General features: G+C 60.1%; 11 protein-coding genes. 9 read left to right on the top strand and 2 right to left on the bottom strand.

What is annotated here, in order from left to right:
• Nucleotides 1–419 precede the first annotated feature (419 nt).
• The 5 genes from guaB to AC3AP7_RS06185 all read left to right on the top strand — a co-directional run bounded on the left by guaB (nucleotide 420) and on the right by AC3AP7_RS06185 (nucleotide 6,124).
• Nucleotides 420–1,880, top strand: coding sequence for an IMP dehydrogenase (gene guaB, locus AC3AP7_RS06165; protein ID WP_475764545.1), 1,461 nt, complete (start codon nucleotides 420–422; stop codon nucleotides 1,878–1,880).
• Nucleotides 1,881–1,886: 6 nt separating this feature from the next.
• Nucleotides 1,887–2,531, top strand: coding sequence for a hypothetical protein (locus AC3AP7_RS06170; RefSeq protein WP_475764544.1), 645 nt, complete (start codon nucleotides 1,887–1,889; stop codon nucleotides 2,529–2,531).
• Nucleotides 2,532–2,663: 132 nt separating this feature from the next.
• Complete coding sequence (gene guaA, locus AC3AP7_RS06175) at nucleotides 2,664–4,247, top strand: glutamine-hydrolyzing GMP synthase (RefSeq protein WP_475764543.1); 1,584 nt, start codon at nucleotides 2,664–2,666, stop codon at nucleotides 4,245–4,247.
• Nucleotides 4,248–4,469: 222 nt separating this feature from the next.
• Entirely contained in the window at nucleotides 4,470–5,774 is a 1,305-nt protein-coding gene (locus AC3AP7_RS06180; RefSeq protein ID WP_475764542.1) for a tyrosine-type recombinase/integrase, read from the top strand.
• A gap of 17 nt (nucleotides 5,775–5,791) precedes the next feature.
• Nucleotides 5,792–6,124, top strand: a complete 333-nt coding sequence (locus tag AC3AP7_RS06185) for a tyrosine-type recombinase/integrase (RefSeq protein ID WP_475768055.1) — start codon at nucleotides 5,792–5,794, stop codon at nucleotides 6,122–6,124.
• Nucleotides 6,125–6,332: 208 nt separating this feature from the next.
• Here AC3AP7_RS06185 and AC3AP7_RS06190 read toward each other — a convergent pair whose 3' ends face one another.
• Nucleotides 6,333–6,974: an NAD(P)-dependent oxidoreductase gene (locus AC3AP7_RS06190; RefSeq protein ID WP_475764541.1), complete on the bottom strand. Its 642-nt coding sequence runs from the start codon at nucleotides 6,972–6,974 to the stop codon at nucleotides 6,333–6,335.
• A gap of 1,098 nt (nucleotides 6,975–8,072) precedes the next feature.
• Between AC3AP7_RS06190 and wrbA the strand changes: the two genes are divergently transcribed.
• From wrbA to AC3AP7_RS06210, 4 genes are all read left to right on the top strand, one after another.
• The gene (gene wrbA / locus AC3AP7_RS06195; protein ID WP_475764540.1) at nucleotides 8,073–8,726 is read left to right on the top strand and encodes an NAD(P)H:quinone oxidoreductase; all 654 of its coding nucleotides are present in this window, start codon (nucleotides 8,073–8,075) and stop codon (nucleotides 8,724–8,726) included.
• Nucleotides 8,727–8,858: 132 nt separating this feature from the next.
• A complete protein-coding gene (locus AC3AP7_RS06200) occupies nucleotides 8,859–9,197 on the top strand; it encodes an EthD domain-containing protein (RefSeq protein WP_475764539.1) in 339 nt (112 codons plus the stop codon).
• A 321-nt stretch (nucleotides 9,198–9,518) separates the two neighbouring features.
• Nucleotides 9,519–10,565 carry a porin gene (locus tag AC3AP7_RS06205; RefSeq protein WP_475768053.1) on the top strand — a complete coding sequence of 349 codons (1,047 nt, stop codon included), beginning with the start codon at nucleotides 9,519–9,521 and terminating at the stop codon, nucleotides 10,563–10,565.
• 83 nt (nucleotides 10,566–10,648) lie between these two features.
• Nucleotides 10,649–11,011, top strand: a complete 363-nt coding sequence (locus tag AC3AP7_RS06210; RefSeq protein WP_475764538.1) for a BON domain-containing protein — start codon at nucleotides 10,649–10,651, stop codon at nucleotides 11,009–11,011.
• A 214-nt stretch (nucleotides 11,012–11,225) separates the two neighbouring features.
• Here the strand turns inward: AC3AP7_RS06210 and AC3AP7_RS06215 are convergent, their stop codons facing one another.
• Complete coding sequence (locus tag AC3AP7_RS06215) at nucleotides 11,226–12,260, bottom strand: methyl-accepting chemotaxis protein (protein ID WP_475764537.1); 1,035 nt, start codon at nucleotides 12,258–12,260, stop codon at nucleotides 11,226–11,228.
• Nucleotides 12,261–12,322 lie beyond the last annotated feature (62 nt).

Genomic DNA, 12,322 nt, shown 5'->3' on the forward strand with positions numbered 1-12,322 from the left:
AGCTTAGCGGAGCGCGGCGCCGCGCGTCTTGTCTCATCCTGCACGGTGCGGTGCGGTGCGGTGCGGTGCGGTGCGAGCCGAGCCGAGCCGAGCCGAGCCGAGCCGAGCCGAGCCGAGCCGAGCCGAGCCGGCCGGCAGCCGGGTCCGCCGCGATGGGGGCCCCGGACACCCCCGGACACCCCCGGACACCCCCGGACACCCCCGGACACCCCCGGACACCCCCGGACACCCCCGGACACCCCCGGGCGGTCCCGAAACGCACAAACGAAACCGGTGCGAACCCCACGCGAACGCCGAAGCGAAACACGGGGGTGCGCGGGCGCTCGCGCGGCCGGGCAAAATTCGCTAACTTGCTGTTCGCGCGGTGAAAACCGGGGTGGTATCGCGTATAATTCGCTTTTGCGCCCATAGGATTTGCCATGCGTCTGATCCAAACAGCACTCACGTTCGATGACGTGCTTCTCGTCCCGGCCTACTCCGACGTTTTGCCGCGCGACACCAGCCTCAAGACCCGGCTCACCCGCAATATTTCGCTGAACATGCCGCTCGTGTCCGCCGCCATGGACACGGTCACCGAAGCACGCCTCGCGATCGCGATGGCGCAGCAGGGCGGCGTCGGCATCATTCACAAGAACCTGACCCCGGCTGACCAGGCGCGCGAAGTCGCGAAGGTGAAGCGTTTCGAATCCGGCGTGGTGCGCGATCCGATCACGGTTCCGCCGCAGATGAAAGTGCGCGACGTGATCGCGCTGTCCCGTCAGCATGGCATTTCGGGCTTTCCGGTGGTCGAGGGCGCGCAACTGATCGGCATCGTCACGAACCGCGACCTGCGCTTCGAGGAGCGTCTCGACGAACCCGTGCGCGCGATCATGACGCCGCGCGAGCGCCTCGTCACGGTCCGGGAGGGCACGCCGCTCGCCGCCGCGAAGGCGCTGATGCACAGCCACCGCCTCGAACGCGTGCTGGTGGTGAACGACGCGTTCGAGCTACGCGGCCTGATGACGGTCAAGGACATCACGAAGCAGACCGAGCACCCGGACGCCTGCAAGGACGAGCACGGCAAGCTGCGCGCGGGCGCGGCGGTCGGCGTCGGCGAGGACAACGAGGAGCGCGTCGAGCTGCTGGTGCAGGCGGGGGTCGACGTGATCGTCGTCGACACCGCGCACGGTCACAGCAAGGGCGTGCTCGAGCGCGTGCGCTGGGTCAAGCAGCGTTTCCCGCAGGTCGAGGTGATCGGCGGCAACATCGCGACCGCGGCCGCGGCGAAGGCGCTCGTCGAGTACGGCGCGGACGGCGTGAAGGTCGGCATCGGGCCGGGCTCGATCTGTACCACGCGCGTGGTCGCCGGCGTCGGCGTGCCGCAGGTCACGGCGATCGCCAATGTGTCCGAGGCGCTGCGCGGCACCGGCGTGCCGGTGATCGCGGACGGCGGCGTGCGCTTCTCCGGCGACGTGTCGAAGGCGCTGGCCGCCGGCGCGAACGCGGTGATGATGGGCAGCATGTTCGCCGGCACCGAGGAAGCGCCGGGCGAAGTGTTCCTGTACCAGGGCCGCCAGTACAAGTCGTATCGCGGCATGGGCTCGGTCGGTGCGATGAAGGACGGCGCCGCGGACCGCTACTTCCAGGACAACTCGGCGAATATCGACAAGCTGGTGCCGGAAGGCATCGAGGGACGCGTCGCGTACAAGGGCTCCGTCAACGCGATCCTGTTCCAGCTGATCGGCGGCGTGCGGGCGAGCATGGGGTACTGCGGCTGCCGCACGATCGCGGAGATGAACGAGAAGGCCGAGTTCGTGCAGATCACCGGTGCGGGCCTGCGCGAATCGCACGTGCATGACGTGCAGATCACGAAGGAAGCCCCTAACTATCACGTGGACTGATCGCCCATGAAGCCCCTTCTGCGCGCGGTACTGATTGTCGATGCGTTGCTGCTGCTGGCGTTCGGCCTGCTGTTCCTGCTGACGCCGTGGACGTCGCTGTACAACGCGCTGCAGCTGGTGCAGACCGAGCCCACGCTGGTTGCGCAGGCGTTCGGTCTCGCGCTGGTCGGACTGGCCTGGCTCGCGCTGCATGCGTCGATCGACGGCGCGCTGACCGCCACGGTCGCCAAGGTGGTCGGCCATGTGAACTGGCTGACCGGCGTGCTGATGCTGGTCTGGCTGATCGGCATCCACCGGCCGGCGCTGACCGGCTTCGGCGAACTGGCCGCGGTGCTGGCGGCCGTCGTGCTGCTGGTGGTCGGACTCGGGGGCGTGCGTCTCGCGGGCGTGGTCCGGCGGCGCGACCGCGTGAAGGCGGCCGAAGCCGCTGGCGCGGCGCGTGCGCAGCAAGCCGGTCCGGCGCGCGGTCGCGAACCGGCGGGCTATCCGCTGGAGCCGTCGGTGCGTGCGGTCCCGCCTGCCGCTGCCGGCACGGCCGCGGCGGCACCTGTGCCGCCGGCCGTGAGCGCCACGACCTCGGAGCATCTGTCCGAGGCCGACGTCGAAGCTCGCAGCCAGGCGGCCGCGCCGCCGCGGCCGCCGCATGGCTGAGGCCGCGCGCGCCCTCGCTTCCGGCCGGACTGCCCGGTCGCGCCGCGGCACGCCGCCGCACCCGTTCGACCTTGACGCCGCGCGTTCCGCGCGGCTTGTTTTTTCCGTTTTCTTTTCATTCCGTCCGCTGCCATGCACGACAAAATCCTGATTCTCGACTTCGGTTCGCAAGTCACCCAACTGATTGCACGTCGCGTGCGCGAAGCAAACGTGTATTCGGAAATCCATCCGTACGACGTCGACGAGGCGTTTATTCGCACTTTCGCGCCAAAGGGCGTGATCCTGTCGGGCGGCCCGAGCTCGGTGATCGAGGACGACACCCCGCGCGTGCCGCAGGCGGTGTTCGAACTCGGCGTGCCGGTGCTCGGCATCTGCTACGGGATGCAGGCGATGGCCGAGCAACTGGGCGGCAAGGTCGAGGCGGGCCACCTGCGCGAGTTCGGCTACGCCGAGGTGCGGGCGCGCAATCACACGCGCCTGCTCGACGGCATCAGCGATTTCACGACGGCCGAAGGCCACGGGATGCTGAAGGTCTGGATGAGCCACGGCGACAAGGTGCTCGACATGCCGCCGGGGTTCGTGCTGATGGCGTCGACCGGCGCGTGCCCGATTGCCGCGATGGCCGACGAGACGCGCCATTTCTACGGGCTGCAATGGCACCCGGAAGTCACGCATACGGTGCAGGGGCGCGCGATGCTCGAACGCTTCGTGCTGCAGATCTGCGGCGCGAAGGCTGACTGGGAGATGGGCCACTACATCGACGAAGCGGTGGCGAAGATTCGCGAGCAGGTGGGCGGGGAGCATGTGATTCTCGGCTTGTCGGGCGGCGTGGATTCGTCGGTGGCGGCGGCGCTGCTGCATCGGGCGATCGGCGAGCAGCTGACCTGCGTGTTTGTCGATCACGGCTTGCTGCGCCTGAACGAGGCCGAGCAGGTGATGACGACCTTCGCCGATCACCTCGGCGTGAAGGTGATCCACGTGGACGCGAGCGAGGCATTCATGTCGAAGCTGGCGGGCGTCACGGATCCGGAGGCGAAGCGCAAGATCATCGGCGCGGAATTCGTCGAGGTGTTCCAGGCCGAAGCGGCGAAGCTGACCGACGCGAAGTGGCTGGCGCAAGGCACGATCTATCCTGACGTGATCGAGTCGGCCGGCAAGGGCAAGAAGGCGGCGCAGACGATCAAGAGCCATCACAATGTCGGCGGCTTGCCGGAGACGCTGAACCTGAAGCTGCTGGAGCCGCTGCGCGAACTGTTCAAGGACGAGGTGCGCGCGCTCGGCGTGAAGCTGGGCCTGCCGCCGGAGATGGTGTATCGCCACCCGTTCCCGGGCCCGGGGCTTGGCGTGCGGATTCTCGGCGAGGTGCGCCGCGAGTTTGCGGACCTGCTGCGACGCGCGGATGCGATTTTCATCGAGACGCTGCGCACCTTTATCGACAAGGACAGCGGCAAGTCGTGGTACGACCTCACGAGTCAGGCGTTCGCGGTGTTCCTGCCGGTGAAGAGCGTCGGCGTGATGGGCGATGGCCGGACGTACGAATACGTGGTGGCGCTGCGCGCGGTGCAGACGCAGGACTTCATGACCGCGCATTGGGCGCATCTGCCGCACGACCTGCTTGGCCACGTGTCGAACCGCATCATCAACGAGGTGCGGGGGATTAATCGCGTCGTGTATGACATTTCGGGGAAGCCGCCAGCGACGATTGAGTGGGAGTAATTTAGGATCCTCTGCAGTGGTCTGCAGAGGTCCGGCGATTCCCTGGTTTCCCACACAAAAACAAGGGTTTATCGACTATTTTGGTCCGCTGCCGTCCGTCGGCAGCGCTGCGTCGCCGACGGCACGAGCGACGGTATAGCATCTTTCTCTGCAGACGATCCATTTTGATACCGTCACGGCGCGTGACGGTATCAAACACGGTATCAGTTCACGGAGTACTGCATGCTTACGGACCTCGAATTGCGGGCGCTCAAGCCGACCGGCAGGATATACAAGGTCGCTGACCAGCGTGGCCTGTATGTGGCGGTTACCTCAGCCGGAGCGGTGAGTTTCCGCTTCGACTATCGTCTGAATGGTCGCCGGGAGACCCTGGTCATTGGCCGCTACGATCCCGGGCTGCCAGCACGCGGCGCACGCGCTGCCGACGAACTTTCCTTTGGCATGTCCGTGCGTCTTGCGGAAGCAAGGCTGCTCCTTGAGCGGGCCCGTCGGGAAGTGGAACAGGGCGTCAGTCCGTCGAGAAACAAGGTTGAAAAGCGTGTGGAAGCGGCCGAAGCGATGACGTTCGGGAAGTGGGCCGAAAAATACTTCGCGGAAGCCACGCTCGCGGAATCGACCCGCGCAATGAGGAAATCCGTCTACGACCGGAATCTTGCTGCGGAGTTCGGGCGGCTGAAGCTCGAAGAGATCACACCTTCAAGACTCCTGATGAGGTGTGAGAAGATCAAGGAGCGGGGCGCGGCCGCCCCCGCAGTTCAGGCTCGCGACATCGTTCTGCAGGTCTACCGTTTTGTGCAGGCAAGAGGGTTGAAGGTAGCCAATCCGGCGGAAGACATCCGGCCCTCCGCTATCGCCACCTTCAAGCCGCGGGATCGGGCATTGACGCCCGCGGAAATCCACGTGTTTTTCAAAGCCTTGGAGCGCACGCCCACGCTCCCCACGCTGCGTCTGGCGGTCAAGTTCATGCTCCTGACAATGGTGCGCAAGTCGGAGTTCATTCTGGCAACGTGGGATGAAGTGGATTTCAATGCGGCGATCTGGACAATTCCGAAGGACCGGATGAAGGCTGGTCGCGCACACAATGTCTATCTAAGCCAGCAGGCCCTGGACATTCTGGTTACCTTCAAAACATGTTTTGGCGCGAGCTCGTACCTGCACCCCGGCCGATACGAGTCCGAATTGCCCATCAGTGCGGCCACGCTGAACCGCGTCATTGACAGCGCGGCAAGACTAATTCGTGAGAGTGGGGCACCGGACTTCGAATCCTTCTCGGTTCATGACTTGCGGAGAACGGCGAGCACGCAGTTGCATGAAGCCGGGTTCAACAGCGACTGGATAGAAAAATGTCTGGCACACGAACAACGTGGGGTGCGCGCTGTATATAACAAGGCCGAATATGCCGAGCAGCGAAGGGGGATGCTACAGACATGGGCTGAGATGCTCGACGGGTGGATGGAGAAGAACCCTGAAACAGATAGCGGCGCAAGGGTACGACCGACCAGAAGTCCGTTGACGCCGATAGCGTAGTCGTTTGCTCCCGATAGCTGCCACCTTTCCCCAGCGTCCGGACCAACGAACGGCCGATGAGGGAAAACACGGTGAATGCCGCTCTGCGCCGTCTCGGATATACCCGTGAGGAAATGACTGGCCACGGATTTCGTAGTACGGCTTCCACGCTGCTCAATGAACTCGGTTGGCCGGGCGACGCAATTGAGCGACAGCGATCACACGGTGAGCGTGACAAGGTGCGGGGCGCCTACAACTTTGCTAAATACCTGCCGGTTCGGCGGAAAATGGTGCAGGCGTGGGCTGATCATCTCGATGAATTAGAACGTAGTGCGATAGTCCTTAAAATGCGTTTGCCGGAGGCTCGTTGATGTGAGGGCCACAGCGGAACAGCGAGAACTCCTTGAAATTGATTAATACAGCGCGTAAGTCGTCCAAGCGTACCGTGGAAGGGGAAGCAGCTTCCTCACGTGATGCGACAGGCAGCAAGGGTTGCGGTCGTTTGGGCCGGACGTGAGGAGGCGAAGGTGCGTGACTTTGGCGGGTTTCCAGGGTCCGGCCTGTGTAGTAGCTCATAGATTATGGGTGTTTTGTGCCTGCGCTGACGAGGTCGCGATCATAAGCGCTCGTGGTGGCGGCTTCGACCATCACCCACGCCGCGTCTTCGTACGAAACGAAATCACCACCGTCTCGGTTGATTCGTACAGTTGCCCTCACATCTGCGCTGCGCTGGCCAACACTTGCCATCCGGCCAGGGCAGAAGATCACGAAGTTAATGCCGGTTTGCCGGATTGCATCTATGCAGGCACCGTGAGTGCGGTATGCGCCCTCGACCCAACTGCCGAGATTCAGCAGATGCTGATAGTTTGGCGTAGTGCCGTCATCGGCCATGACGTTCGTAGTTCCCGCCGGCCAGCACAGCTTTTGCACGTTGTTACGCTTGACAGCCGCAGCCAGCGTTGCGGCTAGTTCGGGGTCCGCCCCACGGCCGGATAGGACCGCGTCAATTCCGGACATCGCCTCGTCCAGCACAGTTGGCTGCGTGGCGTCACCGACGGTAACTTTGTCCAATTGAGCGAGCGTCTCACCACTCACTTCGGCCTTGAATTTCTCAAAATTCCTCACGAGGACAGAAACGTGGAGGCCGCGCTCGAGTGCTTCTTGCACCATGCACTTCCCAAGTCCGCCAACTCCAATGATCAAAATTTTTTGCGCGTTCATGTTTGCACAGAGCTCCTTCAAGCTTTATCGGTGATGGGGGGCAACCTGCCGGGCTTTCAATCCGGACAGCGATGCTTGCGGTACTGCTGACGTTACCTGCTGGGCTTGCACAGACCACGTTCGTTGCGTACGCGGAACAGTGCGAGGCGCATCTGGCTGCCCGCAGTTCTAGCCAAACGCGACACAATATGTCTTCTGCACTTTTCGGTCGCTGACTTCTGCAATGACGCCGTCGTTTGTTTTAAGCGATTCTTGAACTCCGTTGAGCCAGAAGTGCTGCAGGGCGATAAAGGGAATTCAGGAAACTGGAAATTTCGTATGGACGCGTGCCAGCTCCAACGACCCTGCTTTGCTCTCGAGCCTCAAAAAATAGCCTACATTTGGTAGGGATTTTCCCGAAGTTTGGGTCCAAAGTGGGCCTTTTTTTCTGGAGGGAGGAAAGCATTTCCAAAAGTCCTTGACGCTGATTGTCGCGCCGAAAGAGAATAATTTCCATGGGGTGGACATAGCGGCCGGTGCCAGTGAGCGCCTTTCTTGGATGCCTCCGGCGCCGAGCGTAGGCGCTCGGAAGCCAAGACACGCTCAATCTGAAGACGGCATGGGTGAGAGACGAATGGTGTCACCACGGGCGAAACTGGGCAGAGTGCGACGACACGTTGCTTCGTGCGAGTGCGCGATACCTCGAATTGCTTTCGGGTACGGCAACTTCAACGCAACCGGCGCGAACACGGGGGCCGGGCGGGCTTTGAACTGCGCGCTTCATTCCTCTCGCAACGTAAACATTTGTAGAGATTTCTAAGAGGCTATTCGACGTCTGGAGTCGCGTGGAGGTTGACGGTTACCGGTTTGGGCCGCAAGGAAGGGCGTAGGTAAGAGTCAACCAGGAGCGACCGCGGGGACTCATCCCGCGTTGCCGTAACATGCGATCCCGTCAAGCCTACGCGTCTATTGCTGTACATCTGAATCCGCCGGAGTTTGTGAGCGATTGCAGGGGTGTCTGGCATAGACGGCGGCACCAGGATCGACCGTGAATCACGAATTGGGAGCTCACTCTCGCTGAGTGTGAGCCTTGTTGTTAGTTACGCAGATAGGGCAAATATGACTGAACAAAACGAAGATCCAACTTCAAAAATACTTGTTCTGTACTACTCAACATACGGTCACGTTGAGGCCATGGCACGTGAGGTGGCGCGCGGCGCGGCTTTGGTGCTAGGTACTTCGGTTGTAGTGAAGCGCGTGCCGGAATTGATGCCTGAGGAAGTCGCCCGAAACGCAGGTGCCAAACTTGATCAAGACGCACCAATCGCAAGCGTATCTGAGCTTGAGGATTACGACGCCATCCTCTTCGGAACACCCACGCGTTTCGGGAATATGGCTTCGCAGATGCGAAATTTTCTCGATCAAGCAGGCGGTCTATGGGTACGTAACGCGCTAGTTGGAAAGGTGGGTAGCGTCTTCGTCGCTACAGGAACTGGTGCGGGGAATGAGACTACGGTGTCGTCATTCCACACGACACTGTTCCACTTCGGAATGCTGGTGGTAGGTGTTCCGTATACGGTTGGTGCTCTTCGAGACACTCAACACGCTCGCGGAGGCTCACCTTTGGGGGCTGGGACCGTTGCGGGAGCTGATGGAAGCCGGCTGCCAAGTCCGGCCGAGATGGAAATCGCAGCGTGTCAAGGCGAACATGTCGCGCAAGTTACGCGTGAACTCGTACTCGGGCGCCAACGGACTTTGGAGGCATGCCCCTGACTCACCCAGATGGAATTCGCGACGTAACCAGAGACACGTGAAGAATAGTAGCTCGCACGAGGTCACTTACGTCAAGACCTTGTCGCGAGCCTACACATACACCAATGGGCTCATCCTGGAGGAGGTAGAACGATGGTCAAGCTTTTGATCGCAGTGAAGCGCAATCCTCGGCTTACTCTTGAGCAGTTCCGCGAGCATCTGAGTACTCAACACGCCAGACTGGTTAAGGCGTGTCCAGCCAGCGGAAAGTACCTGCGCAAGTATGTGCAAAGTTACGCTATTCCAGCTGGATTCGGCGAGCACGAGCCCGCTTTTGATGGGGCCGCTGAGCTTTATTTTGATGATATTGAAAGCATGAACGCGTTCTTCTCGGATCCAGACTATCTCGAAAAGGTCCGCCCGGATGAGGCGCGCTTCGCGGACATCGAGCGATGTGCGTTCTACGTTACGGATGAGCGGCAAATCATCTGAGCAACGAGGGAGGGAAATGGCCAACAAACGAGCGATAAATTGGACTGGCACCGAGATTGAACGGAGGGGTCTCGGTACGCTAAGCCACTGGTTCAGTGTATCCGGGACCGATGGTTTGCGGGGTGGTTCGCACCGAAGTTATCCACATTCCACGCGGTAGAGAGCCAAAAAAATAGTTACTTTGGTAAAAAGTTTTTCTCACTATTTTAATAAGTACTACATATCGAAACTTAAAGGGCGGCCTCGGTTCGCTACAGGTCGAGCTTTTTCGGTCAGAGGAGACGGACAGTGTCACGAAAATGGTGCGCGAACGGTCGGGTGATGATGTCAGCTATTGCGGCTGCTTTCGCCGTAACCGCTCACGCGCAGAGTAGCGTAACGCTATTCGGCGTGCTAGACGGAGGGTTGCTGTATACGAATAAGACGCTCGACTCGAGTACAGGAGGAAACGCAGGCAAGCAAATCGGACTCATTGATGGACAGTCCTACTTTTCGCAGTTTGGCCTTATCGGGACAGAGGATCTCGGTGAGGGATACAAGGCAAAGTTCAAGTTAATGAGCGGGTTCAGCTTTGCCAATGGCGGGCTTGATCATTGCAACGGGGGCTTGTTCGGTTGCGAGGCGTGGGTTGCCCTTGAAGGAGCACCCGGCCAGTTGAAGCTGGGCTTGCAGTACTCGCCTTTCTTTTCTGCTCTATACGATACGGATCCGCGAGATTTTTCACTGTTCGGCAGTGGGGGCGTAAATTATGTGGACAATGTCGGCGGCACGGGCGTATTCAATGCCAATGCCGTGTCCTACACAAGCCCTGACATAGCTGGACTGCAAGCGAGTGTGATGTATGCATTCGGCGGCGTGCCGGGAAATTTCCAGTCTGGTCGCCAATATTCCGCGAGCCTGAAGTATCACATCGGTGGCTTCACCATCGTCTCATCGATTTACGACGGAAATAGTGGGGGAACCGTCCAGACAGCGATCCCAACGATGGTGCAGTACGAAGGTCGGATGGTTGGGGTGGGATACCAGTTCGGCGCGCTAACGGCCAAGGCATCGGTTGTCAACTACAAGGTTGCTGGCTCATTCAACAACTATGTTTATGGTGGCGGTCTCAGCTGGTACGTGATGCCGACTCTGGACGTAAATGGCGGTGTATGGTTCACGAGCGATAGCAATCAGTCGAGCAACCATTCTGTGCTTGCCGCGCTGGGCGCGAACTACCTGCTTTCGAAGGCGACGGCCCTGTACGGGCAGGTAGGGGTGGTGAACAACCATGGCGAGATGAACACAGGTCTGTCGCTGAGTGGCGCGCTCTATGGCGTTCAGGGGACCACATTTGGTGCAGTCGTAGGGATCCGGCACACGTTCTGAAGGCTCCTAACCGAGGCATTACTTTTCTGCCCGAGGTTAGGGGTCTGTGGCAGCGAGCACACGAACAGATAGAGAGGAGCAGAGTGCAATATATCAATGTCTTTAAGGGCGCTTTCGTCGCAGGCGTATTGGCCAGTACGTTTAACGCGTACTCCCAGGTTCCGGAAAACAGCGTGGCATCGATAACGGCGACCGCAAGTGCTCCGAGCGCTAAGGAGATTCGTGCAGCGAACCGCAAGCTTCAGAAGGCCGTCATCCGCAGCCTGTCACATACAAAGGGCGTTAGTGCAGGCAACATCCTTGTTGTGGCGAGGAGCGGGGTTGTAACGCTCGCTGGGTCGGTCCCTGATGTGGCGCAGGTCGCATTGGCTGTGAGTGCGGCGAGCCGTGTTGATGGTGTTAAAGATGTGAGAGAGAGTTTAGCCATCAGGTCCGAGGGGAACTAGCGTTCGCTAGCGTCGAAATCTGCAAAAATCCGGTAACGCGCGCGAGCTCGCAGGAACATGCTCGGCCAGGCGCCACCGATTCACGTTTGAGAGTTGTGTGCCCGCACTGCAAAAAACCGCAATGCGGGCACTCTTTTTCCTGTGCGAAGCCGTCAGCCATCCTTGGATCGCAGAAGGTGACTGACTTTCAACGAGAAGGTGTTGTCGCTAGTTCTCAGACTGGCTTTTGCGTAATTACGCCGTACCAACCCAGGCCACGATAGGTCTCGTAACCGGGTGTCGCGGCAAATGACACTACAGTGCCGTCATGGTTTCGATAAAAGCCGGACTGGCGTCCGTCGGTGTGCAACGGGAAACGCTCTTCGAGAATTCCCTTTTCGTCGGAAGCTGAGATCACGCGAAAGGTCGAGTCGACAATCATGCAACGGGTACGTATCCACTCTTCTTCGCTCAAACGTACACCCTTCACGACCGCGCATGCCTGCGGCTCCCAGTCGAAAAAGATAATAAGTGCACCGAGAGCGCGACCATTTGTAGATCCGCCTTCGCGGATCGCGGTCGAACAGGTAGCGACCTGCGCGTTGTGCAAAAAGGGAAGTCTTTCGACATCTGAGGCGGCATATTGTGCGCCCGATTTTGTCTTCAGCGCTGCCTTGAACCATTCGGTGCTGGCTACGTTATGGCCACTTGCGGGATAGAGGCTACTTCGGCCATTCGCCACGACGGTGCCTTGAGCGTCGACCACCCAAAGGTCGCGGTAGACCGTATAACTATCGAGAATTACAGACAACCTCTCGCTTGCGTGCTGCTTCGCCGCCGCGCTGCCGTTCGTGAGGCATTCCACGACCGCAGAGTCGGTTGCCCACCAACGCACATCGCACGAGCGTTCGTAGAGGTTGCGATCGATTACGTCGATCATGTTGAGTGCGAGATCGGCGCAGCGTTGCCCCTCGTGAGCGCGAAGACGGTCGATCATGCTGTCACCGAGCCGCGTGAGTTGGGAAAGGGAGCCTGCGAGGTCTTTGTTAAGGTCTGCTGTGATATCCGAGATGCGTTTGGAGACGTGTTTGACCTGATTGGCGACCACTGCGAATCCTTTGCCCGCGTTACCCGCGCGTGCGGCTTCGATTAGTGCGTTCAACGCGAGGAAAGTGGTTTCGCGATTGATCTCGTTGATGTCACCAATCTTGCTTATAGCGAGACGCTTTACCTCGTGTGTAAGTTGGACTATTGCTTGCGGATCTGACATTGAGGGAAATTCCGTCTGGTGTTTTTGGTATCACATCGCATGCAAACTTTGGGCCTGTCCAT

It is taken from the genome of Paraburkholderia sp. PAMB 6770 (assembly GCF_057748135.1).